The organism is Opitutus sp. sgz309028 (genome assembly GCF_059821195.1).
The window spans coordinates 352,257-376,175 of sequence record NZ_JCAMRR010000002.1 but is presented as its reverse complement, the minus strand read 5'-3'; the positions used below and the strand labels follow the sequence as shown (position 1 = coordinate 376,175).

The 23,919-nt window shown below is 63.6% G+C and carries 21 protein-coding genes and 1 tRNA gene; 8 read left to right on the top strand and 14 right to left on the bottom strand.

The genetic code is table 11. The features are described from left to right. Positions 1 to 41 precede the first annotated feature (41 nt). The 10 genes from AC6RV7_RS07405 to dnaK all read right to left on the bottom strand — a co-directional run bounded on the left by AC6RV7_RS07405 (position 42) and on the right by dnaK (position 11,502). Positions 42 to 845, bottom strand: a complete 804-nt coding sequence (locus tag AC6RV7_RS07405; RefSeq protein WP_500093278.1) for a hypothetical protein — start codon at positions 843 to 845, stop codon at positions 42 to 44. Positions 846 to 923: 78 nt separating this feature from the next. Further along, entirely contained in the window at positions 924 to 1,922 is a 999-nt protein-coding gene (locus AC6RV7_RS07400) for a sulfate ABC transporter substrate-binding protein (protein ID WP_500093277.1), read from the bottom strand. Between the two features lie 29 nt (positions 1,923 to 1,951). Continuing rightward, positions 1,952 to 3,358 carry a porin gene (locus AC6RV7_RS07395; RefSeq protein ID WP_500093276.1) on the bottom strand — a complete coding sequence of 469 codons (1,407 nt, stop codon included), beginning with the start codon at positions 3,356 to 3,358 and terminating at the stop codon, positions 1,952 to 1,954. A gap of 107 nt (positions 3,359 to 3,465) precedes the next feature. Beyond that, entirely contained in the window at positions 3,466 to 3,660 is a 195-nt protein-coding gene (locus AC6RV7_RS07390) for a YezD family protein (protein WP_500093275.1), read from the bottom strand. 13 nt (positions 3,661 to 3,673) lie between these two features. Then, a complete protein-coding gene (locus tag AC6RV7_RS07385; protein WP_500093274.1) occupies positions 3,674 to 4,276 on the bottom strand; it encodes an RrF2 family transcriptional regulator in 603 nt (200 codons plus the stop codon). Positions 4,277 to 4,565: 289 nt separating this feature from the next. Then, positions 4,566 to 5,345, bottom strand: coding sequence for an MBL fold metallo-hydrolase (locus tag AC6RV7_RS07380; RefSeq protein WP_500093273.1), 780 nt, complete (start codon positions 5,343 to 5,345; stop codon positions 4,566 to 4,568). Positions 5,346 to 5,388: 43 nt separating this feature from the next. Next, a complete protein-coding gene (gene ligA, locus AC6RV7_RS07375) occupies positions 5,389 to 7,350 on the bottom strand; it encodes an NAD-dependent DNA ligase LigA (RefSeq protein WP_500093272.1) in 1,962 nt (653 codons plus the stop codon). A gap of 130 nt (positions 7,351 to 7,480) precedes the next feature. After that, the gene (gene groL / locus AC6RV7_RS07370) at positions 7,481 to 9,112 is read right to left on the bottom strand and encodes a chaperonin GroEL (protein WP_500093271.1); all 1,632 of its coding nucleotides are present in this window, start codon (positions 9,110 to 9,112) and stop codon (positions 7,481 to 7,483) included. 54 nt (positions 9,113 to 9,166) lie between these two features. Next, positions 9,167 to 9,463, bottom strand: coding sequence for a co-chaperone GroES (locus AC6RV7_RS07365; protein WP_500093270.1), 297 nt, complete (start codon positions 9,461 to 9,463; stop codon positions 9,167 to 9,169). A gap of 92 nt (positions 9,464 to 9,555) precedes the next feature. Next, entirely contained in the window at positions 9,556 to 11,502 is a 1,947-nt protein-coding gene (gene dnaK / locus AC6RV7_RS07360; protein WP_500093269.1) for a molecular chaperone DnaK, read from the bottom strand. 242 nt (positions 11,503 to 11,744) lie between these two features. On the opposite strand from dnaK, the gene ssuE reads away from it, so the two are divergent. Then, positions 11,745 to 12,314, top strand: a complete 570-nt coding sequence (gene ssuE / locus AC6RV7_RS07355; protein ID WP_500093268.1) for an NADPH-dependent FMN reductase — start codon at positions 11,745 to 11,747, stop codon at positions 12,312 to 12,314. A gap of 93 nt (positions 12,315 to 12,407) precedes the next feature. Continuing rightward, positions 12,408 to 13,091, top strand: a complete 684-nt coding sequence (locus tag AC6RV7_RS07350) for an LON peptidase substrate-binding domain-containing protein (protein ID WP_500093267.1) — start codon at positions 12,408 to 12,410, stop codon at positions 13,089 to 13,091. 32 nt (positions 13,092 to 13,123) lie between these two features. Here the strand turns inward: AC6RV7_RS07350 and AC6RV7_RS07345 are convergent. After that, positions 13,124 to 13,199 (bottom strand) — tRNA-Thr (locus tag AC6RV7_RS07345). A gap of 116 nt (positions 13,200 to 13,315) precedes the next feature. On the opposite strand from AC6RV7_RS07345, the gene queA reads away from it, so the two are divergent. From queA to AC6RV7_RS07325, 4 genes are all read left to right on the top strand, one after another. Continuing rightward, a complete protein-coding gene (gene queA / locus AC6RV7_RS07340; protein ID WP_500093266.1) occupies positions 13,316 to 14,401 on the top strand; it encodes a tRNA preQ1(34) S-adenosylmethionine ribosyltransferase-isomerase QueA in 1,086 nt (361 codons plus the stop codon). A gap of 86 nt (positions 14,402 to 14,487) precedes the next feature. Then, positions 14,488 to 15,072, top strand: coding sequence for a YceI family protein (locus AC6RV7_RS07335; protein ID WP_500093265.1), 585 nt, complete (start codon positions 14,488 to 14,490; stop codon positions 15,070 to 15,072). Positions 15,073 to 15,128: 56 nt separating this feature from the next. After that, a complete protein-coding gene (locus tag AC6RV7_RS07330) occupies positions 15,129 to 15,518 on the top strand; it encodes a tetratricopeptide repeat protein (protein ID WP_500093264.1) in 390 nt (129 codons plus the stop codon). Between the two features lie 71 nt (positions 15,519 to 15,589). Then, positions 15,590 to 16,570 (top strand): acetyl-CoA carboxylase carboxyltransferase subunit alpha, encoded by a 981-nt coding sequence (locus tag AC6RV7_RS07325; protein ID WP_500093263.1) that lies wholly within the window; start codon positions 15,590 to 15,592, stop codon positions 16,568 to 16,570. A gap of 55 nt (positions 16,571 to 16,625) precedes the next feature. Here AC6RV7_RS07325 and AC6RV7_RS07320 read toward each other — a convergent pair whose 3' ends face one another. Further along, on the bottom strand, positions 16,626 to 17,408 hold the full coding sequence (locus AC6RV7_RS07320; protein WP_500093262.1) for a TIGR00282 family metallophosphoesterase: 783 nt from the start codon (positions 17,406 to 17,408) through the stop codon (positions 16,626 to 16,628). A gap of 140 nt (positions 17,409 to 17,548) precedes the next feature. Here AC6RV7_RS07320 and ilvB point away from each other — a divergent pair, with 140 nt between their 5' ends. Together ilvB and AC6RV7_RS07310 are read left to right on the top strand one after the other, a co-directional pair. Beyond that, positions 17,549 to 19,324 carry a biosynthetic-type acetolactate synthase large subunit gene (gene ilvB, locus AC6RV7_RS07315; RefSeq protein WP_500093261.1) on the top strand — a complete coding sequence of 592 codons (1,776 nt, stop codon included), beginning with the start codon at positions 17,549 to 17,551 and terminating at the stop codon, positions 19,322 to 19,324. A 249-nt stretch (positions 19,325 to 19,573) separates the two neighbouring features. After that, positions 19,574 to 21,031, top strand: coding sequence for a Gfo/Idh/MocA family protein (locus AC6RV7_RS07310; protein WP_500093260.1), 1,458 nt, complete (start codon positions 19,574 to 19,576; stop codon positions 21,029 to 21,031). A 114-nt stretch (positions 21,032 to 21,145) separates the two neighbouring features. On the opposite strand, the gene AC6RV7_RS07305 is transcribed toward AC6RV7_RS07310, so the two are convergent. Both AC6RV7_RS07305 and AC6RV7_RS07300 read right to left on the bottom strand, forming a co-directional pair. After that, positions 21,146 to 21,520, bottom strand: a complete 375-nt coding sequence (locus AC6RV7_RS07305) for a hypothetical protein (RefSeq protein ID WP_500093259.1) — start codon at positions 21,518 to 21,520, stop codon at positions 21,146 to 21,148. 98 nt (positions 21,521 to 21,618) lie between these two features. Next, positions 21,619 to 23,907: a CHASE2 domain-containing protein gene (locus tag AC6RV7_RS07300; protein WP_500093258.1), complete on the bottom strand. Its 2,289-nt coding sequence runs from the start codon at positions 23,905 to 23,907 to the stop codon at positions 21,619 to 21,621. Between the last annotated feature and the right edge of the window lie 12 nt (positions 23,908 to 23,919).

Here is a 23,919-nt window from a genome sequence, read left to right as displayed (position 1 = left end):
GGAAGCGAAGGCGGCGAATGAGCGGGCTCGGTCGCGGCGTTTCAGAGATGTTGTGCGTAGGAGAAGAAGCCGCAGTAACGAAGCACAAAGCGACGGAGAATCGATGCCGTCGCCTCCGCATAAAGTTCCAGCGGCCAGTTCGCCGGAATGCGCACGAGCAGCTCGAACGGACGAATCGGCAGATCGTCGGCGATGCTGAGCGGCCCCGAGAGAAATTCGGCCGACGCCGCGCTTTCCCACCGAACGTCGAGCGGCGCGAGGTCTTCGGAGGAAATCAGCTCGAGCGCCGGCGCCAGATTCTCCAGCGGCTCCGCTGCGCTCAGGCGAATCGTCACGACATCCTCGCCGACAGCCGATTCGATCCGGACGAACCCGTGATACGCGCGGCCGCGCGCGTCTTTCTCCAGCAGCGCGATCTCCGGCGCAGTCGAACGCGCCCAGTGCGCCCGCGACAGATCGCGCCCCGGCGTCGCACCCGCCAGACCAAGCACGTCGAGCAAAGGAAAAAACGAAAGGTTCAGCCCCTGTCCGAGGTCAGGGCGCGCAGCGAGACCTTCGACGAACCGCAGCAACGCCAGCGTGGAACGCAGGTCGCGATGATCGAGCCCGGCGAGAAAGGAAAGTCGCAGCGCGGCATCGGTGGCTTCGGGACCGAAATAGACAAAGCGCGGCAAATGGTGCGGTCCGTGAGCGTCGAACGGGCCGGCTGGCGACGCGAACACGTGCGGCGAACCCTGGACCCGTTCATACAGTCGGGAAAGCTGCTCGCCCAAAACGGCGGGCGTGGAAGAGGCGGCCGGCGGCTCGAGCGCTCGGGCGGCCGCGGAGGATCGACGGAAAGTCATGACATTGCTCATGGTTTGAAGTCCCGCGGCGGGCGCGCCGTCGCCCGGTTTGGCCCGCCGCAGGATGGGGAATTTCGTTTACCGCGCGTAGATCTGATCGAAGGTGCCGCCGTCGGCGAAATGCGTCTTCTTCGCCTTCGTCCAGCCGCCGAACGCTTCGTCGATCGTGAACAACTCCACCTTCGGAAACACCGACGCATATTTCTTCTTCGCGGCGTCGCTCACCGCCGGCCGGTAGAAATGCTTCCCTGCGATGTCCTGACCTTCCTCGGAATACAGGTATTCGAGATACGCCTTCGCGACGGCCTCTGTGCCTTTCCTCTTCACCACCTGGTCGACGACCGCAACCGTCGGCTCGGCGAGAATGCTGATCGACGGAACGACAATCTCGAACTTGTCCTTGCCGAATTCGTGCAGCGCGAGAAACGCCTCGTTTTCCCACGAGATAAACACGTCGCCAATGCCGCGCTGCACGAAGGTCGTCGTGGCGCCGCGCGCGCCCGAATCGAGCACGGCGACGTTTTTGTAGAGGCGAGCAACAAAGGCCTTCGCCTGCTCCTCGCTGCCGTATTTGCGTCGCGCATACTCCCACGCGGCGAGGTAGTTCCATTGCGCGCCGCCGGAGGTTTTCGGATTGGGCGTGATCACCGAGACACCCGGTTTCGCGAGATCGTCCCAGTCCTTGATCTTCTGCGGATTCCCGGCGCGAACGAGAAACACGATCGTGCTGGTATAGGGGGCGGAGTTGTGCGGCAGCCGTTTCTGCCAGTCGGCGGGAATGAGTTTCGCGTTTTGATGCAGCGCATCGACGTCGCCCGCGAGGGCGAGCGTGACGACGTCGGCTCGCAGGCCGTCGATCACGGAGCGCGCCTGTTTGCCGGAACCGCCATGCGATTGTTTGATCGTCACGTCGTCGCCGGTCGTCGCCTTCCAATGGGCGGCGAACGCCTTGTTGAACTCGACATAGAGCTCACGCGTCGGGTCGTAGGAGACGTTGAGCAGTTCGATTTTTTTAGCGGACGCGGCAACGGCGAGCGTGGCGGCGAGAAGGGAGGAGAGAAAGATTTTGGTCTTCATGAGAGGAAGCGTTGAGATCAGGAGAGAATTCAGAACGAGAGCTGCAGGCGGCTGATGAAGGTGGTTTCATCGTCGCCGATCAGAGCGGTCGGGGCCGGCGTGGCGCCGGGCGCCAGTTTGAAGGTGTTGTGGAAAACGTTGAAATTCGCGCGCGCGGCTTTGGAGAAATACCAGTTCAGGCCGAGGCCGTAGGAGGTGAGCGCGGTCGCACTGACGTTCGGATTTGCCAGGCGGAGCGTCGCCGGGCCCGTGAACACCGTGTCGTCGATGTCGACACCGGCGATCCGTCCCACGACTTCGAAAGCACCCCAGGTGCCGGCGGCGGCGTTGAAACTGGTTTTCGGGGAAACGCCGCGATAGCTCGCGTCCTCCCCCGTCAGCACGTAGCCGAACGAAAGATTGTAGCCGTGATTCTTCACGTCGGCGACGCGACCGGTGCCGCGCTGGACCTCGATCGACGAGACAACGTATTCGGCAAGCACGCCGAACAGGCCGGAATAGAAATACGCCTGCGGCGACACCGTCGTGCCGCGACCGACCGCGGCGACCGTGTCGGCCGGTGTCGCGCCGGACAGATAGGTGAAGAACGTCTGCTGGCCATCCGTGCGATAACCGGACGCCCGACCCGCAGTGCCGGAGAACGTGCCGCGACTCGCAGCCACGCCGACGCCCAGGCCGCGAAACGCCGAATCGGCTTCTCCCGCAAACGGCGTGGCGAACAAGCGGACGACGACGTTCTTGCCGTGATCCGAGTCGGACGAACCCGTGACATTGTTGCCCGCATCCGGCACGCCGTTGAACACACCGACGGCGTAATTCAGACGCTCGTCGAAAAGATCGCCGTGAAGTTGAAGGCCCACGTCGCGGTTGGGGGTGAGATTCGTCGCCACGGAACGCTCGTTGAAAAACGCGACCGGATCGGACTGGAGCTGCTCGAGCCCGACGGGCGTCTTGAACTTGCCGACGCGCAGCTGCAAGGCCGGCGAAAACGCGGCGTTCACGTTGGCGTCCAGAATCTGGATCGTGCTCGCAAACTCGGGCTGCACGACGAACTGGAACAGATTGCTGAACTTGCCTTCGAAAACGAGGCGGGCGCGCCGGAGCAGAAATGAGTCGGGCGTGTCGTTCGCGGAATCGGCGTAATAGCGGTAGTCCGCCTGCACGAGACCGCGGAGCCGCAGCGAATGGGCGCCGTCGCCGGAGGTCACTTCGACGCGTCCGTCGCTGGCGGTGACTTTGGGCGCAGCTTTGGATTTCGCCGCGGCCTCCTCGTCTTTGAGCTCCTGTTTCCGCTCGAGGACGCGGAGTTTTTGGTCGAGCTGGCGGATCTGCTCGCGCAGCGCTTCGATTTCAGGGTCCGCTTGCGCGAACAAGGAGCCGTGCAGGACCACGGCGGAGAGAAGGACGGCCACACGGGCCGGTCGGAATGCGTTCATGATGATCTGAGGGATGGGTTCTCAGGAGCACTCCAGTGGACTGGTCGTTTTCCCGTCAGCGGGAGGTGGGTTCGGTCAACGCCGCCGGTGGGCCGGTGGGCGGAAATTTAATCGACGCTCTTTTCGCCCGACGCGGGCAGGCGCGTTTTCTCGGTGCGCTCGATCTGCGTCACGCGACCGTCGTGAACGACGAGTTGGACGACGCCGAAGCGCAGGCCTTCGACCTTTTCGCGGACCAGGGCAATCCACTCCGGCAACGGAGCGGACGCGGAAAAATTGGAATCGGCAGCGGCGGAAGCCATGAGGCACAACGGTCTAGATGGAGTAATCTCCGAGGATTTGATGAAGCACGCCGTCTGCCTCGGTGAGACGCGGCGCGGGTTTGCTCGCGGCGAGTTTGCGCGCGAGCCGGGCAGGCAGGCGCGGATTCGTCGTCGCCGCCGCCTCGGCTTCCGCCGAAAACGGCAGCGGCACCTGATCGCGCCGCAGTTTGCGCAGCGTGATCTCGACGACATCCGCAAGGGTGTAGCGGTCGAGGATGTTCGCGATGGCGTTGCGCACATCGAGCATCAGCATCCGCAGACCGCAGTGGGTTTCGTCCGGGCAGGTGCACGGCTCGTAAGCCGTCTGGCTGACGCACCCGATCGGAGCGAGCGGTCCGTCGATCAGCCGGACGACCTCGCCAATCGTGATCTGCTTCGCGGGCTTCGCGAGGCGATAGCCGCCGAACTTGCCGCGAACGCTGACGACAAAGCCGGCCTCCTTAAGCGCCTGCATGATCTGTTCGAGGAACTTGATCGGCAGCTGCTCCTGATCCGCGAGCTCGGAAACCTGCACCAAGCTCCGCCCCACCTCCCCGGCGATGCCGAGGTTGATGAGCGAGCGGAGAGCGTATTCGCCTTTCTTGGAGAGTTTCATACCCGTGAGTTGAATCTACATTGATTCAGTAGGGATTTAAGCAAGCGCAAATTTGAGGGTTCCGTAAATTCCCGGAGCACTCCCTGAGAGAACTACGAAATACACGAAGACACGAAACCGACCGAAACAGGACTCATAGAGCACACGAAAAACACGGATGAGAGTGCGGATCGCCTCCGCTCCGGCGCTCCGCGTGTTCAGTAGGCGGGTCGGCGGATCGCTTTTCGTGTGTTTCGTGTATTTCGCGGTTTCTCGCGATTCGGCGACCGCCGCGACGCTGTTTCGCGGTCTAGATCGTCAGCTTCAATCCGTCGTAGGCGAGCCGCACCGAAGGCGGCAAATCGGCCTCGGTCGAGGCGTGATCGCTGAGGTGCGTCAAATGCGTCAGCCAGGTTTGCCGGCCGCCGATGTCGGCCGCCACGGCGACGGCTTCGGGGATGCTCATGTGCGACGGGTGCGGGTTGGGCCGCAAACCATCGAGGACCACGGCGTCCGCGCCGCGCGCGAGCTCCACTGCTTCTCGCGGCACGCGTTTGCAGTCCGTGTAGTAAACGAACTTCCGCCCGCTGCTTCGCTCGGTGAAAACGAGACCGAGCGTATTCACGCCGCCATGCGGGAGCAGCGTGGACTGGATCGTGCCCTGCGGCAGGTCGAGTTGCGGCGGCAGGTCGAGGAGCCGGAACGCCGCGTATCCGCGCGAAACCGGACGCTCCGCGATCGCATATGGAAAAATCGACAGCACGCGCCCCATGCCTTCGTCGGTCGTATACACCGTGAGCGCGTTGCCGCCGTGCAGATCGCAGAAGCGCCGCAGGTCATCCATGCCGGTGATGTGATCCGCATGTCCATGCGTGAGGATGAAAAAATCCACCCAGCGAATGTCGTTGGCGAGACACTGCAGCCGCAGTTCCGGCGCCGCGTCGACCTGCACATGCAATCCGTCCATGACCACGTGAATCGACGCGCGTGTGCGACGGTTGCGTGGATCCGGCGAGCGGCACACCGCGCAATCGCATGCGATCATCGGCACGCCCTGCGAGGTGCCCGTTCCGAGAAACACGACTTCCATGACGGAGAACGAAAACGAAATCCGTCCCGTGCCGCGAGCCGCTTCACCGCGCCGACTCGGAGCGCTGCGGACGCACGCCCGCGGCCGTCATGGTCGCGATCATCCGCCGATTTTTCTCTTGGGCAAAAAACGCGATCACGGCCGCGGCTGTAGTGCGCCCGACACGCGGGCAACGTTGCGCCATCTCCGCTTCGCTGGCCCTGGCGATTTCGCCCAAATCATCGAAGCCGAGGGCGAGTTCCCTGGCCGCCACGCGACCGACGCCGGGAATACTCAGGCCTTGAAGATAGCGCCAGAGTTCCGCCTGCCGGGCGCGTTCGATTTCCGCCAGCAAGCGCTCCGCGGATTTGGGGCTCACGACGTCGAGCTTGTCGGCATCGAGCGTGAACAAATCCGCCGGGGTGCGCACCACGCCGGCATCGACCAGCGCCGCCACAGTCGCAGGTCCGAGGCCGCCGATCTCGACGCCGGTTTTGCCCGCGAAATGCTCGAGCCGCCGCTTGAGCTGCGCGGGACAATCGTCGTTCGGACAACGCACCGCCGCCGCACCCGGCGCCGACACGAGCGCGGTGGCGCAGGCCGGACAGTGTTCAGGAAATGAATACGGCTCCGACGCCTCGGTTCGCCGCGCGACATCGACGCCTACGATCGCCGGGATGACCTCTCCGGCACGCTCGACGAACACATAATCGCCCACCCGCAGATCGTGGCGGCGGATCTCGTCGCGATTGTGCAACGTCGCTCGCCGCACGACCGATCCGTTCAGTTCCACGGGATCGAGCTCGGCAACCGGCGTCAGCACGCCAGTGCGTCCAAGCTGCAGCGTGATCGCCCGCAGGCGCGTCGACACGCGTGCGGCCGGAAACTTGTAGGCAATTGCCCAGTTCGGCGCGCCGGCTGAGGCGCCGAGTTGTTGCTGAGCGGCGAAGTCATCGAGTTTCACAACTGCTCCGTCGATCGGAAACGGCAGACGGTCGCGCTGCGCCGCGATTGCCTCGATCGCCTGCCATATTTCGTCAGCGCCACGTGCCGCGCTGACGATGCGCGCGCCGGGGACACGCCAGGCCCGCAGCGCCGCGTGCAGCTCCATCTGCGAGCGAGGACTCTCGTGCGCGGGCTCGCACGCTCCGATCCCGTAGAACACTATCTCGAGCCGGCGATCGCTCAGCGCCGTCGCGTCGTGCCGTTTCAGCGTGCCGGCGGCGAGATTGCGCGGATGGGAAAACAGCTCCAAGCCGAGTTCCTCCTGCTCGGCGTTGATCCGCCGAAACTCCGGATAGCTCACGAAAATTTCGCCTCTCAGTTCGATCACCTTGGGCACGGGCAACGTCGGAATTGGCAGTGGCGCGCTCGCCAGGTCTGGCAGCGGGAAAACCTCTTTTTTCGGCCGCCAGGCCGGGCGGGGGAGCTTCGGCTCCTCCAACGTGAGCGGAAGCGTGCGGATCGCGCGGACGTTTTCGCTCACGTCGTCGCCTTCGTCGCCGTTGCCGCGCGTGATGGCACGGACGAATTTGCCGTTGCGATACGTGACGCTGATGGCGACGCCATCGAACTTGGGCTCGACAACGAAAGCGAGATCCCGGCGGCCGAGCTGCTCTTCAAGCCCTTCCACGAACGCCCGGAGCTCCGCTTCGCTGTAGGCTTTTTTCAAACTCAACATCCGCGCGCGATGGCGTGCAGTCGGAAACTCGCCGGTGCGATCGTCGCCAATGGAGGCGTCGGCCGGACGCGCCAGTTCGGGAAACGCATGCTCGATCGACGCGAGCTCGCGTTTCAAATCGTCGTAAGCGGCGTCGCTGATTTCCGGCGCCGCCTTTTTGAAATACAGCTCGTCGGCTCGCACGATTTGCGCGCGCAGTTCGGCCGCGCGCGTTTCGGCTGCAGCGCGATGGGCTGGAACGTTGTCGGCGACGGCCAAGGCGAGCGCTGTCGTCGCGAGAAGCAGCACGCCATGGCGCGCCGCGGTGCAGAAACGCGAATACGTTCTCATTGGGGCAGAACGCATGAAATCAATATGCAAATCTGCGGCGACACCCAAATTTCGTGCGGGCGCGCGGGATCTTTGAGACGAAAAAAGGCGCTCCGTTGCCGGAGCGCCTTGAAGTGATGATACGAGTTTGTCGCTGACGTTGGACTTAGTAATCCATGCCGCCCATGCCACCGCCCGCGGGAGCGGCCGGGGCCTTCTCCTTCTCGGGGATTTCGGTGATCATGCACTCGGTCGTGAGCAGCAGGCCCGCGATCGACGCCGCATTCTGCAGCGCGGTGCGCGTGACCTTCGTCGGATCGACGACACCGGCCTTCACGAGGTCCTCGAACTTGTCGGTGGCCACGTTGTAACCGTTGTTGCCCTTCGAGCCGAGGACTTCCTTGACGATGACGCCACCGTCGATGCCGGCATTCGAGCAGAGCTGCTTCAGCGGGTGCTCGATCGCGCGACGCACGATCTGCGAACCGATCTTTTCATCGCCCTCGAGCTGGAGCGCGTCGATGACCTTCGCGGTGCGGAGCAGCGCAACGCCGCCGCCGGCGACGATGCCCTCTTCGACGGCTGCGCGGGTCGCGTGCAGCGCGTCTTCGACGCGAGCCTTCTTCTCCTTCATCTCGGCTTCGGTCGCAGCGCCGACATTGATGACGGCCACGCCACCGGCGAGCTTCGCGAGGCGCTCCTGGAGCTTCTCGCGATCGTAGTCGGAGGTGGTTTCCTCGATCTGGCGGCGGATCTGCTTCACGCGCGCCTGGATATCGGAGCTCTTGCCCGAACCCTCGACGATCGTGGTGTTTTCCTTGTCGACCACGATGCGCTTCGCGCGACCGAGGTCGGCGATCTGCAGGTTCTCGAGCTTGAGGCCGAGATCCTCAGTGATGCAGCGGCCGCCGGTGAGGACCGCGATGTCCTCGAGCATGGCCTTGCGGCGATCGCCGAAGCCAGGCGCCTTCACCGCGCACACGTTGAGCGTGCCGCGGATCTTGTTAACGACGAGAGCCGCGAGCGCTTCGCCCTCGACTTCCTCGGCGATGACGAGGAGCGGCTTGCCGCTCTTGGCGACGGTCTGGAGCAGCGGGAGGAATTCCTGCAGGTTCGAGATCTTCTTCTCGTGGATCAGCACGTAGGCGTCCTCGAGGACCGCTTCCTGCGACTCGGCGTTGGTCGTGAAATACGGCGAGAGGTAGCCCTTGTCGAACTGCATGCCCTCGACGACGTCGAGCGTGGTCTCGATCGACTTGGCTTCTTCGACCGTGATCGTGCCGTCCTTACCGACCTTGTCCATCGCGTCGGCAATGATGTTGCCGATGGTGTCGTCCCAGTTGGCGGACACGGTCGCGACCTGGCGGATCTCCTCGCGGTCCGAGACCTTCTTGGAGACGCGGGCGAGCTCGGTGACGGCGGCCTCAACGGCCTTGTCGATGCCGCGCTTGAGGTAAACCGGGTTGGAGCCGGCGGTGACGTTCTTCAGGCCTTCGCGGTAGATGCCCTCGGCGAGCACGGTCGCGGTCGTGGTGCCGTCGCCGGCGGCGTCGGAGGTCTTGGAAGCGACTTCCTTCACCATCTGGGCGCCCATGTTCTCGTAGGGATCCGGGAGCTCGACCTCCTTGGCGACGGTGACGCCGTCCTTGGTGACGGTCGGGGAACCGAATTTCTTGTCGATGACGACATTGCGGCCCTTCGGGCCGAGGGTGACCTTCACCGCGCGCGAGAGGAGCTCGACGCCACGGAGAACTTTTTGACGAGCGGCCTCGTCGAACAGGAGTTGTTTAGCAGCCATTGTGTCTTAGTTGAGAGTTGAGGATTGCGTATTCAAGTAACGGTGACGCGGCGTTCAGCCGATCACGCCGAGGATGTCGTCCTCGCGCACAAGCGTATATTTCTTCTCGTTGAGCTTCACCTCGGTGCCGCCGTATTTGCTGATCAGCACGCGGTCGCCGACCTTGACCTCGAACGGGGTGACTTTGCCGTCATCGCCCTTCTTGCCGGTGCCGAGGGCGATCACCTTGGCCTCCTGGGGCTTTTCCTTGGCGCTGTCCGGGATGATGATTCCTCCGCGGACCTGCTCTTTTTCTTCGATGTGCTCCACGAGCACGCGATCGCCGATGGGCTTGATATTGACGTTAGCCATATTGGGTTGGGTTTCTGAACTAGAGGTGTGTTTTGGTTCAACGAAGCACGCCCGCTGCGCGATCGCGCAGCCGGCGCGCAAAAGGTGAAAACTTACTTCTTCTTGTCGTCGTCGACGACCTCGAAGTCGGCATCGACGACGTCGGCCTTCTTCTCGGTCTTCTTCGAGGAGCCGCCGGAGGACGCTTCCTCTCCGCTCGGAGCGGCGCCGGCGGAGGCACCCGCGGCCTGAGCCGCTTTTTGCGCCTCTTCGTAAAGTTCGCCGCCGAGGGAGGTGAGCTTTTCGATCGCAGACTTCATGCGGGCGGCGTCTTCGCTTTCCAGCTCTTTCTTCGCATCGGCGATGGCCGACTCGATCTTGGACTTCTTGTCGGCGGGAAGCTTGTCGCCCGCGTCCTTGAGGGTCTTCTCGAGCTGGTAAATCGTCGAATCGAGCTGGTTCTTCGTCTCGACCGCTTCCTTGCGTTTGCGGTCCTCCTCGGCATGAAGCTCCGCTTCCTTGGTCATCTTTTCGACCTCATCCTTGGAGAGGCCGGACGAGCCTTGGATCGTGATCTTCTGATCCTTGCCGGTGCCCAGATCCTTGGCTGAGACGTGCAGGATGCCGTTGGCGTCGATATCGAAGGTGACCTCGATTTGCGGCGTGCCGCGCGGTGCGGGCGGGATGCCGTCGAGCTTGAAGGTGCCGAGCACCTTGTTGTCGCGCGACATCGGACGCTCGCCCTGAAGCACCACGATTTCGACGCCCGGCTGGTTGTCCGCGTAGGTCGAGAAGATCTGCGTCTTCTTCGCCGGGATAGTGGTGTTGCGCGGGATCATCGGCGTGGCCACCTGGCCAGCCGTCTCGATGCCCAGCGTGAGCGGGGTGACGTCGAGCAGCAGCACGTCGCGAACCTCGCCCTTCAGCACGCCACCTTGAATGGCGGCGCCGACGGCAACCACTTCGTCAGGATTGACACCCTGGTGAGGCTGCTTGCCGGCGAGGCCTTTCGCCACGTCGACGACCTTCGGCATGCGGGTCATGCCACCGACGAGCACGAGCTCATCAATTTGCGAGGAGCTGAGATCGGCGTCCTTGAGCGCGTTCTTGAACGGCGGCAGACAGCGCTCGAACAGCGGATCGCAGATCTGCTCCATCTTGGCGCGCGTGAGCTGCACATTCATGTGCTTCGGCCCCGACGCGTCGGCGGTGATGAACGGCAGGTTAATGTCGACCGACTGCGTGGACGAAAGGGCGATCTTCGCCTTCTCGGCTTCTTCCTTCAGGCGCTGGAGCGCCATCGGGTCCTTGCGGAGGTCGATGCCGTTTTCCTTCTTGAACGTGTCGACGAGCCACGTGATCAACGCCTCGTCCCAGTTGTCGCCGCCGAGGTGCGTGTCGCCATTGGTGGCCTTGACCTCGAAAACGCCGTCGCCGATTTCGAGCACTGACACGTCGAACGTGCCGCCGCCCAAGTCGAACACCGCGATCTTCTCGTCTTTCTTCTTGTCGAGACCGTAAGCGAGCGAGGCGGCGGTCGGCTCGTTGATGATGCGGAGCACCTCGAGACCGGCGATCTTGCCGGCGTCTTTGGTGGCCTGGCGTTGCGAATCGTTAAAGTAGGCCGGAACGGTGATGACCGCCTGCGTGATTTTTTCGCCCAGATACGCCTCGGCATCGGCCTTCAGCTTGCCGAGCACAAACGCGGAGATCTGCTGCGGAGCGAATTGCTCCGTCTTGTCGCCCACCTGGACTTCAATGTAGGCGTCGCCGTTTTTGCCTTCGACCACCTTGAAGGGCATGTTCTTGGCCTCTTCCCGGACTTCGGTGAATTTACGGCCAATCAGACGCTTCGAGGAAAAGACAGTGTTGCGGGGGTTGGTGACAGCCTGGCGTTTTGCCGCCTGGCCGACGAGACGCTCGCCGGATTTCGTGAATGCCACGACCGACGGGGTGGTGCGGGCGCCCTCCGCATTGGGGATCACCACGGGCTCGCCGCCCTCCATAATCGCCATGCACGAGTTCGTGGTGCCTAGATCGATACCTAAAATTCGGCTCATGCTGAAAGTTTAGCAACGGCTGTGCCCAATTCAGCGCGTATTCGTAAGACGTTATACTCAAACTGTTAGAAAAACCACGCTCCCCCTCCGCTTGCCGCGATGTGACCGCGGATTGTGCCAGCGTGACACAGCACGCCAAGCGAGCTCGAGCGCAGTGCGACAGTGCTGTCACGGTGGCTCCATGATCGCGTGCAGAAGCGCGAGGTTGCGGCGTTCAGGCTCCTGGTCTGAATTCGAGACGCATGCCTGACATCCTTCTTCTTTCCGGCAGTCCCTCCCCCACGTCCCGCTCTTCGTCGTTGTTGAAAACGTTGCGCGAACAATTTGTCGCGCGCGGCTTCGACGCCGCCTATCTGTCGGTGCGCGATCTGCCGGCAGAGGACTTGATCGCGGCCCGCTACGACAGCCCGGCGCTGCAGCCGGCCATCGGGCTGGTCGCCACTGCCCGCGCGATCATCGTCGGCACGCCGGTCTACAAAGCGGCCTACGCGGGAACGCTGAAAACGTTTCTCGACGTCCTGCCGCAATACGCGCTGCGCGGAAAAATCGCGCTGCCGATCGCCACGGGCGGTTCCCCGGCACATCTCCTCGCCATCGAATACACGCTGAAGCCTCTGCTTTCGATCCTCGGCTCGACCGACATACTTCCCGGCATTTACGCCACCGACGATCAGGTCGCCTTTTCGCCAAGCGGGGAGTTGGTCATCGATCCTGCGATTCAGGCGCGCTTCGCCGACGCCCTCCAGCAAGTCACGGAACGGCTCAACCGCCTTCCATCCTCCACTCCGAGCGCGGCGCCCGCAAACGATTGAACACAACTTCAACGGTTTCGCCCGCGTGAGTTTAGAAGCTCTCCCTCGACGCGCCGGTTGAATTTCGCGTTTCCTCTCCCAACGTAAAAGGTGATGGAACTCGAGATCGTGCTGCCCGAAGAGATGCCGGTGATGACGCTGCCCAATGTCGCGTTCTTCCCGCAGGCCTTGATGCCGCTGCATATTTTCGAGCCGCGCTATCGGGCGATGTTGAAGGATGTGCTCGCTACCAACCGCCTCTTCGCGGTGGCCGGCCTCAACACCAAACTGCTCGGCCAGCCGGAGCTCTTCGAGCCCCCGCATCGCATCGCCAGCGTCGGCATCGTGCGCGCCTGTCAGGAGAACACCGACGGCACTTCCAACCTGCTCCTGCAAGGCCTGTGCCGCGTCGAATTTCTGGAAATCCTTACCGACGAACCATATCGACGCGTGCGCCTGCGCGCCCTGGCCAGCGATCCGGGCGGCGAGCCGGACGAAAACGTGCGTCTTCGCGGCGAGGTGGTGCGCCTGCTGGCGCTCAAGCAAAAACTGGGCGGCGGGGATACGACCGAGGTCACGAAATTCCTCCGCACGGTCGAGGACCCGGAGACGTTTGTGGACCTTGCCGCCTTCAGCATCTGTGAAGATCCGCCCATGAAACAGCGGCTGCTGGAGACCTTGGATATTCGCTCGCGTTTGGGCATGCTGACCCGCCAGCTGAAGGCCGAAATCGGCTCGTTGAAACTGCAGCGGAAACTGCAGGGCGGGCTGCCGGACGAGCGGATCAGCGAAAATTAAAAACCCCGCGCTCCGAAGAACGCGGGGAAAACTGGAGCCAACAGCCGGATTTGAACCGGCGACCCACGCTTTACGAAAGCGTTGCTCTACCAGCTGAGCTATGTTGGCGCGCCTGTGAAGGAGCGGAAGAAACTCGCCAGCGTTCCGGGCGCAAGCCTCAAATGGCAAACCGCCGCACCAGCTCCAATTCTTCGAGCCATGCGACTGTCAAAATCCTGCGCCTCGTGCCTCTTTCCACCGACCTGTTCGACTACTCCCTCCCCCCTCACCTGATCGCGCAAACGCCCGCCGCGCGCCGCGATCAATCGCGGCTGCTCGTCATCGACCGCGCCGCCCACCGGATCTCGCATCACCGCTTTTCCGATCTGCCGCAATTTCTTGCCCCGGGTGACATTCTTTTTCGCAACAACGCTTCCGTGCTCCCCGCCCGGCTGCGCGCCCAACGGCCGACCGGCGGGAAAATCGAATGCTTCCTGCTCCGCCCGGTCGACAGCGATCGCGTCTGGCGGTGCCTCGTCAAACCCGGTCGAAAATTGCCCGCCGGCGCCACCTTCGCCGATCCCGCCGGTCACTTTTCCGGCGAAATCGTCGGACGCGAAAATGACGGTTCGGCACTCGTGCGCTTCACCACGCCGAACGACACACCGATCACGGAAGTCGCCAACCGCCTCGGCGACGTGCCGCTGCCACCCTACATCGAAAGAAAAGAGGCGGGCACGCGCCGTCCGGAGGATCTCGAACGCTATCAAACCGTCTACGCCGACCGTCGCCGCCAGGTCGCCGTCGCCGCGCCCACGGCCGGTCTGCATTTCACGCCCGAATTGCTGGCCACGCTCGCGGCGCAGGGCGTGCGCACCGCGGACGTCACCCTTCACGTCGGGTTGGGAACGTTCAAGCCCATCGCCAGCGACACCGTCGAAGCCCACGCCATTCACCGCGAACTCTACGAGCTGCCGCCCGCCACGCAGCGCGCGCTCTTTCCGCCGCTCGCCGGCCGGCGCGTCGCCGTTGGCACCACCACCGTGCGCACGGTCGAGGATTTCCTGTCGCACCACGCCGCGCCGCTCGCGGACGAACAGTCCTTCGCGCACGAGGCGGCAATCTACATTTATCCGCCGCGAACCTTTCGCGGCGTCGATGCGCTCATCACGAACTTTCACCAACCGCGCTCGACCCTGCTCTGTCTCGTGGCCGCGTTTCTCGCGCCCGGAACGACCGACGGCATCGCGTGGCTGCACGAGATCTACGCGGAGGCGATCGCTCGCGAGTATCGCTTTTTCAGTTACGGCGACGCGATGCTGATCCTGTGACCCCGGCGAAATGTAATAATTCCAGTTGCACTTGATCCGGAATCCCGCTCACTCCACGCCGCACATCTGAACCCAATCCCTTCACTATGATCCGCATCCCCCGTCTTCTTCCGCTCGCCGTTCTCGGACTGCTGCCCTGCACGTTCGTGTCCGCCGCCCCCGAAACGTATGTCATCGATCCGGTCCACTCCTCGGTCGGCTTCGACATCCGTCACTTCGTCAGCAAAGTCCCGGGCACGTTCACGAAGTTCAACGGCACGATCGTTTACGACGCGGAGAACCCGGCGGCGAACTCCGTCGAGGCCACCGTCGATATCGGTTCCGTGAATACCGCCAGCGAGAAACGCGACAATCACCTTCGCAGCGGTGACTTTTTCGAGGCCGAAAAATTCCCGACCGCCACCTTCAAAAGCAAAAGCTGGAAGAAAACCGGGGCGGACACCTTTGACGTCACCGGCGATCTCACGATCAAGGGCGTGACGAAGGAAGTGGTGCTGGCGACGACGTTGCTCGGCGTCGGCCCCGGACCGCGCGGCTCGACGCTGTCCGGCTGGGAGGCGACCACGACCATCAAGAAATCCGACTTCAATCTCAGCGGCCCCGCGATGCTGTCCACAGCGCTTGGCGACGAGGTCAAGCTGCGCCTCGCGGTCGAAGCCGGCAAAAAGTAACCGCAACGCTCCTCCGTTTCCCACGAGGACGGCCCGCAAGGCCGTCCTTTCTTTTTGTGCGAATCGTCCCACACTGGCGCACGATCATGACGCCCGACGAACTTCAACACCTCATCGAAGACGCCACTGCCGACTTCGCGCTGGGCGAGACGGACGCCGCCATCGCCAAACTCGAGCAGGCCACGACCGTCACGCCGACGTCGTTCGAAGCCTGGCACGCGCTGGCCGAGGTTAATTTTTCGCGCCGGCATCTCGACGCCGCGCTCGCCGCCGCCGAAAAGGCGCACGCGCTGCGGCCGTCGGATTTGTTCATCAACACCACGTTGTCGCGGATCTGGATGGAACGCGGCGACAAAGCCCGCGCCGAGCATTTCGGCGCCCAGGCAAAGATCCTCAGCTGGAAGGATCAGCTCAAGAATCCGGAGACCGGAGCGGGCACGTTGTGAAGCGCTGGCGTTGTCGAGCCCGTTGACAGCCGCAAAGGCGCACCCGTAGCCTTCCCTCTCCCTTCTTGCTTATGGACCAGTCCGCTTACGTGCTCGAGTTCGAGAAACCGCTCCGCGAACTCGCGAAAGAGCTCGATTCGCTTCACCAAAAATCGCTCGAACAACACCTCGATCTCTCGAAAGAGATCGCGGGCATCGAACAGCGGATCGACCAGGCCCGGCGCCAGATCTATACGCACCTCACGCCGTGGCAGCGCGTGCAGATCGCGCGTCATCCGAAGCGCCCTTACGCCCTCGATTACGTCAACCTCCTCTGCGAGGATTTCCAGGAGTTGCACGGCGATCGCCAGTATCGCGACGACCGGGCCTTGATCGGCGGCACCGCGTTCCTCAACGGCGAGGCGATCATGATCATCGCCCAGCAGAAGGGCCGCGAAGCGAAGGAGCGCATCGAGCGGAACTTCGGCATGCCGCAGCCCGAGGGTTACCGCAAGGCGCTCCGGTTGATGCGCCTCGCCGAAAAGTTCGGCCTTCCCGTCCTCTCTTTCATCGACACGCCCGGCGCCTATCCCGGCGTCGAATCCGAAGCACGCCACGTCTCGGAAGCGATTGCCGTGAATCTTCGCGAGATGGCGATGCTGCGCGTGCCGTCGATCGCGGTCATCGTCGGCGAAGGTGGATCCGGCGGCGCCCTCGGCATCGGCGTCACCGACCGCGTGCTGATGTTCGAAAACAGCTACTATTCGGTCATCACGCCCGAAGGCTGCGCCGCCATTCTCTGGAAAGACGCAGCCGCGGCGCCCAAAGCAGCCGAGGCCCTGCGCGTCAACGCCGGCAAACTGGCGGAGCTGGGAGTCGTCGACGAAGTCATTCCCGAGCCGCTCGGCGGCGCCCACAACGATCTCCCAACCGCCGCCGCGGGCTTGCAGAAAGCCCTGCAAAAGCACCTGCGCGAGCTGCAATCGCTCAAGGGCGAGAAGCTGCTCGACGCCCGTTACCAACGCTATCGCCACCTCGGCGTATTCGAGGAAGCGGGCGTCGCGCATTCCTGAGGCGAACACCGAAGGGCGCGGGTTTTGCCTCCACGCCCGGCCGGCTCGCGCCGCCTCAGCGCCTCACCGTCAGCAGCTCGATCTTTTCCACGCGCGCCATCGACGCGCTGATTTCGAGCATCGCCCCGGACAGGCGCACGTCCTCGGTCGCGATCTCGAAACGTCGCGGCATGCCGTCGACGAATTTTTTCACCACCGGTTCGATCTGCCGGCCGAGCACGCCCTGATACGGACCGGTCATGCCGATGTCGCAGATGAACCCCGTGCCTTTCGGCAACACACAGGCATCCGCCGTCGGCACGTGCGTGTGCGTGCCGATCACGGCGGTCACGCGCCCGTCGAGATACCAGCCCAGGGCCTGCTTCTCCGACGTGGCCTCGGCGTGAACTTCGACGATGATCGCGTCGCACTGCGCGCGCAGCTGATCGATCATCCGATCCGCGCAAAGAAACGGACAATCCGCTTTCAAGCCCATGAACTGACGCCCGAGCACGGTGAACACACCGAGCCGGAAGCCGCGCGCTTCGATGATGAGATGATCCCAGCCCGGATTCGACGCAGGCAGGTTGGCCGGACGGCAGACGCGCTCGATCTGCGTGATCTCCGATTCCCAACCGCGCTGATCCCAGACATGGTCGCCGAGCGTGATCGCATCGACTCCGGCCTCGAGCAGCGACCGCGCGATCGTCGCCGTGATGCCGCTGCCGGCGGCGGAATTTTCTCCGTTGGCGATGACAAAATCGAGCGCGTGTTCGGTGCGCAATCGCCCGAGTTTCTCGTTCACGATGTCGCGGCCTGGTCGGCCCACGATGTCGCCGATGAAAAGCAGCTTCAGCATGCCATCACCGTGCGAACCGCGAAAGCCCGGCGCGAGCCTCTTTTCCGGTGGGCGGCGCGGGCAACCTTTCCCATTCGGAAGCTTGCCACTCCCTGGCACAGGGTTTTTGCTCGCCAGTCTTTTTCCCAACCTAGCCGACCATGAAATCCACGACCTCTCCCTCCGCCTTTCCGAAAGCCGAAATCGGCCGCGAAATGAAGGGCTCCGACGCCGTCGTCGAGTGCCTGATCCGCGAAGGAGTTGACGTGATTTTCGCTTACCCGGGCGGTGCCTCGCAGGAGTTGCACCAGTCGCTCGCGCGGACCGACAAGATCCGCACCATCCTTCCCCGCCACGAGCAGGGCGGTTCCTTCGCCGCCGAAGGTTACGCCCGCGCCACCGGCAAGGTCGGCGTGTGCATGGCCACCTCCGGCCCGGGCGCGACCAATCTCGTTTCAGCCATCGCCGACGCGTTCATGGATTCCATCCCGATGGTCGCGATCACCGGCCAGGTGTATTCGAAATACATTGGCAAGATGGCGTTTCAGGAGACGGACTTCTACGGCATGACGCTGCCGATCGTGAAGCACTCCTATCTGGTGATGAACGTGCACGACATTCCGCGCGTATTTAAGGAGGCCTTCCACCTCGCCCGCAGCGGTCGTCCCGGACCGGTCATCATCGATCTCCCGAAGGACGTGCAACAGGCGAAGTTCCAGCCGGTTTTCCCGCCCACCATCGAGTTTCGCAATCCCTATGCCATTGCCACGCAGCACGCGAGCGATGAGCAATTGAAGCACGTGCTCGGGCTCATCGCCGAAGCGAAGCGCCCGGTGATCTACGCCGGCGGCGGCATCATCTCCGCCGACGCGAGCGCCGAGCTGAAGGCCTTCGCCGAAAAGATGAACATCCAGGTCGCCACCACGCTGATGGGCGTCGGCGGCTTCCCGGAGACTCACCCGCTTTCGATGCAGTGGTTCGGCATGCACGGTTCCGCCTACGGCAACTGGGCGGTCGACCAGAGCGATCTCCTCCTCGCAGTCGGCGCGCGTTTCGACGACCGCATCACCGGCGACACCTCGAAGTTCGCCGGCGGAGCCAAGGTCGTCCACATCGACATCGACGCGTCCGAGCACAACAAGAACAAGCGCGTCCTGCTCCCGATCGTCAGCGACATCAAATACGCGCTCGGCCGCCTCAACGAGCTCGCCGCCGCCAACAAGTTCACCCCGCCCGACACCGCCGCGTGGCACGCGCAGATCGCCACGTGGAAGAAGGAACACCCGTTCCGCTACGAAGCCAGCAAGCACATCGTCCCGCAGGAGGCCGTGGCGGCTCTTTATGAGCTCACCAAGGGCGACGCCATCATCTGCACCGGCGTGGGCCAGCATCAGATGTGGGCCGCGCAATTCTACCGTTTCGACGAACCGCGCCGCTACATCAGCTCGCTCGGGCTCGGCGCGATGGGCTTCGGTTATCCCGCGGCGATGGGCGCGAAAGTCGCGTGTCCCGACAAGCAGGTCATCGACATCGACGGCGACGGCTCTTTCGTGATGAACATCCAGGAGCTCGCCACCTGCAAGATCGAGAAGATCGCCGCGAAGGCCATGATCCTGAACAACCAGCACCTCGGCATGGTCGTGCAATGGGAGGACCGCTTCTACGGTAGTGTCCGCGGCAATACGGTTCTCGGCGACGAAACCAATGTCGGCAGCCCCGACAACCTCTCCGGCCTCTACCCCGATTTCGTCAAGATCGCCGAAGGTTTCGGCGTGAAAGGCCGGCGCGTGCACCTCAAGAGCGAGCTCAAGGAAGCCATCCAGGAGATGCTCGATCACGACGGTCCCTACGTCCTCGACGTGATCGTGCCCTACACCGAGCACGTGCTGCCGATGATCCCCGCCGGCCGCACCGTGAAGGACATGCTCCTGAAGTAAGCGCACGGGCAGAGTTTCATCTCCCTCGGGGCCGGTCGTCGACCGGCCCTTTTCTTTCGCCCCCCTTCCCACCTCGACGCCTCCCATTCCCGCTTCACCGAACCAGAGTGTCATATAATGTATGACACTTCCACTCGGCGCCTGCGCACCATTGCAGGGCGTTGGTGGATGATGAGGAAGCCGGGCAACAACGAGCGCACCCCGCAACTTGGCGGGAAAAACGGCGTCAAGCTGACTGCGTTTCTCCTCATGAATACCCCAACCCTGATCGATCGTCGGACGTTCGTAAAAACCCTCTCCACCGCCAGCGTCGGTGTCGCCGCACTCGGCCCCTCGCTCTTCGCGGCGGACTCCGCCGGCGCGCGGCGCAAGCGTTACGCGATCGTCGGCACCGGCTCGCGTCACTTCATGTATCAGAACGCGATCGAGCGCGATTACCGCCAATACGCGGAGCTCGTCGGCCTCTGCGATCTCAACGCCGGTCGCATCGAACACGCCCGCGCCCGCTCGAAGCTGAATGGCGCCACGCCGCCGCGCGGCTACGCCGCAGCCGATTTCGATCGGATGCTCGCGGAGACGAAGCCGGACGTCGTCATCGTCACCACGATGGATTCCACGCACGACGACTACATCGTGCGCGCGATGGAGGCGGGCTTCGATGTCATCACCGAGAAGCCGATGACCACCACCGCGGAGAAATGCCAGCGCATCCTCGACGCCAAAAAGAACACCGGCCGCAACCTGCGCGTCACCTTCAACTACCGCTATTCGCCGCCGCGCACCCAGGTGAAGGACATCCTGATGAGCGGCGAGATCGGCGAGGTGCGCTCGGTCGATTTTCACTGGCTGCTCAACACCCATCACGGCGCCGACTACTTCCGCCGCTGGCACGGAGAAAAGAAAAACTCCGGCGGCCTGATGGTGCACAAGGCCACCCACCACTTCGACCTCGTGAACTGGTGGCTCGGGGCGATGCCGGTCTCGGTTTTCGCCACCGGCAAGCGCGAGTTCTACACGCCCGAGATGGCGCGGCGCTTCGGCCTGCAGAGCCACCACGAACGCTGCCACACCTGCCCCGAGAAGGACAAATGCGGCTTCTTCATGGATCTCGCCGCAAATCCCAATCTCAAGGCGCTCTATCTCGACCAGGAAAAATACGACGGCTACTTCCGCGACCAATGCGTGTGGAATCCGCGCATCGACATTGAGGATACGATGAACGTGCTGGTGAAATACGACAACAACGTCTCCCTCGCCTACTCGCTCAACGCCTTCAATGCCTGGGAGGGCTACACCATCGCCTTCAACGGCACCCTGGGCCGCCTCGAGCATTCGATTGCCGAGCAGATCTACGTCAGCGGCACCGACACCGTGCAGGGTGGCATCGCCGCGGGAGGAATCAGCACCCGCGTCATTCCCCTGCGCGGCGCGCCGCGAACCGTGCAGCCGTGGACGGGCACCGGCGGCCACGGCGGCGGGGACAAGGTCATGCTCGACGAGATCTTCCTGCCCGAAGCTCCGGCCGACAAATACCGGCGCGCCTCGGACGAGCGCGGCGGCGCGGCGTCGATCCTCGTCGGCATCGCCGCGAATCGCTGCTTCGAAACCGGCCAGCCGGTCAAGGTCGCCGACCTCGTCAGCGGCCTGACGCCGCCGGATTTCGCGCCCATGCCGGCCCGCAGCGGTCCGCTGCCGATGCCGTCGTAAACGACCCGACGCATCGCGGCGGCCCGCCGCCTCTCGAAGAATCCAGGTTTCGAATACGAAGCCTGGATTCGTTTTTTTTGCCCGCCCGGCGATGGTTCCGCGAGCGGCGCAGGCTCAGGCCGTTGCCGCCACGTGCGCGCGCCAGCTGAGCAGCCGGCCCGTCGCGGCATCGAGCCGCACCGTGGCGCCGCTCACCGACATCACGTGCAGTTCCCCGTTTTCCTCGCCGACGATCACGGCGCAAGGATCGTTCGTCGCCGGCCACTCCGCCATCCACAGCAGACGATCGTCGCCGTCGAGACAGTAGAGATTAGGCAGGCCCGGCAGCAGGCCGTAAGGATGCTCGCGCACGTAAGTGCGAAACGGACTCCGGCGAAACTCCACCACCGCGGTCGCCAAAGGGGCGTGCCGCAAGATGCGATCTCCCGTCCGGTCAAGTTCGCAGAGCGAACCGTCGATCACCGCAAGAGCGTCAGCTGGGGTAGTCATGGGAAGCACGCCATGGCAGCAATTTGCCGCGGGCGCGGCGACACTATTTTTCCGTCGCTACGCCACCGGAATCCGCCGCCGCCGGACGCAGCTCGGCATCACTTTTCCTTCATCACATACACGCCATCCCAGCCCTCCGGCGGGGGCTGGCGGCGATAGTGCGCGACGATATCCAGATACACCAGCGACGGATTGCTCGCGACGCCCGGCACCTCACCCGGGAGGTTCGGCTCCAACTCGCGACTTTGCGCCAGCAAGCGGCCGGCACCTTCCCAATCGCGTTCGTAGTAGCGCGCCAGCGCCGTCTCAAAAATCTGGATGCACTCGCGCGCGCGGGGCGTCACGTGCTCCTTCAACCCGACGATTTCGTGAATCGGCACCGGCTGCGTGCGGCCTTTCACCACGATGCGGCCCAGCGGCCGGAACACCAACCGGTCACCGCCGTGTTGCTCGCAGGCGCGTTTCGTCGCCCCGCTACACATCGTAAAGACGCCCCAGCTCTTCGCGCCGCTCTCCATGCGGGCGGCGAGGTTCACGTTGTCGCCCATCATCGTGTAGTTGAAACGCGTGCGGCTGCCCATGTTGCCGATGGTCGCCGGCCCCGAATTCAGCCCGATGCGCGACTGCATGTGCCACACGATCTCCGGCCAGCGTCCGCCCTCCGCTTTCCACTTTGCGCGCAACTCACCCAGCCGCTGGTGCACGCGTTGCGACGCGACACACGCCCGATAGGCGTGATCCGGCAGCGCGATCGGCGCGCCAAACATCGCCACCACCGCGTCGCCGATGTATTTGTCGAGCGTGCCGCCCTCCTCCTGCACGATGTCGGTGCACGCGGTCAGGTATTCGTTCATCAGCTCGACCAGCGGACCCGACGCGAGTCGTTCCGAAAAACTCGAGAACGACTGGATGTCGCTGAAGTAAGCGGTGATTTCCTCCTCGTGTCCGCCAAGCTGCGGATCCTCGCCCGACTCGATCATGCGCTCCACCAATTGCGGAGAAACATACGTGCCAAACATCCCCTTGATCCGGCCCTTTTGCCGTTGCTCCTCGATCAGCTGCCAGATCACACCCGCAAAACTCGTCGTGAACGCCGCTCCCAGCGGTGCGGCGAGGGGCAACACGAACTGATACGCCGAAAACAACCAGAATCCGAGTGCCGCAAAACCCACGAGCAGCAACAAGCTCCCGAGCTTGCTCAGCGTCGCCCGCGCTCCGCCGGCAGTGGCAAGCGCGCTCACCGCAAACGAGAGCGCAAAGACGATCGCGAAATCGCCCCAGCGCACGCCCTTCCAGTCGGGCAGACGCCGCAGGTATTTTCCCGCCACGATCGTTTTGAGCACATTGCCATGCACGCCAACTTTGGGCACGGGCGCTTCGTCAAAGGGCGTCGGCGCCAGATCCTGCAGCAGCGGATCGACCGGGCCGATCAGCACGATCGCATCGCGAAACTCCGGCTGCGCGAAGAACTCCGCCGCGGCCTTTCGTTCTGCCTCGTCCGCCGAACCGAGCAGTTCCGCGTAACCAAACACGGTGGAAAACGAGATCCGCGGATTTCGCGTCGGCGAGAGCCAGGCGGAGAACCAGTTCACCTCCAGCAGTTGTCCCTCGCGCAGCGGCAAGCGCGCCGCCACCGATCCGTCCTCGCGCTTCAGTTCCAGCCGGTCGCGCTCGAGGACCACGCCGTCTGGCGAAACGCCATAATACAAACGCGCGAGCTCGATCGCGAGGTGGAGGTAATTCCTGACCGGCGTCGGCGCGAACGCCGGCACCGTGCGCGTTTGTCCGTCGATCGTGTCGATCAGACCGACGAGCGGCGGCGACCAACGCGCATTCGCATTCTGTTCATGGATACGAAAACTCGGCAGTTCGGGCAGTTCGCCGGTTTCGCCCTGGCGGAGCTGCGTCACGCGCGGCAACTCGCGCACGACGATCGCATGATTGATGTCGCGGTCGACCGCGGCCGCGTAAGACGCCGCGAGCACGACCGGCGGTGCCTTCACGAGGAACTGCGCGAACTCGCGATTGCCCGCCACCTGCTTGCGCTGATCCGTCACCTCGGCGACGCCGTTCTCGGAGAAGACCACGTCGATGCCGATCGCGCGGACCTTGGCCTCGTTGAGCAGCACCGACGCCACGCGCGCGAAATAGCTGCGGCTCCATGGCATCCCGCCGATCTCGCTCAACGACTGCGAATCCAGATCGACGTAAACCAGTTTGACCGGCGCATCGATCTCGCCGCGAAAACGAAACCGCCAGTCGAGCAACTTGTTTTCCAGGAACGCCAGTCCGCCGAATTGCGCGACGACGCACCAGAACGCCGGGATCGCCAGCAGCAGCAGCCAGCGCAGCGACGCGAGCGCAGATGTCTTTTTCGGCCGGACCACGCTCGCGACGCT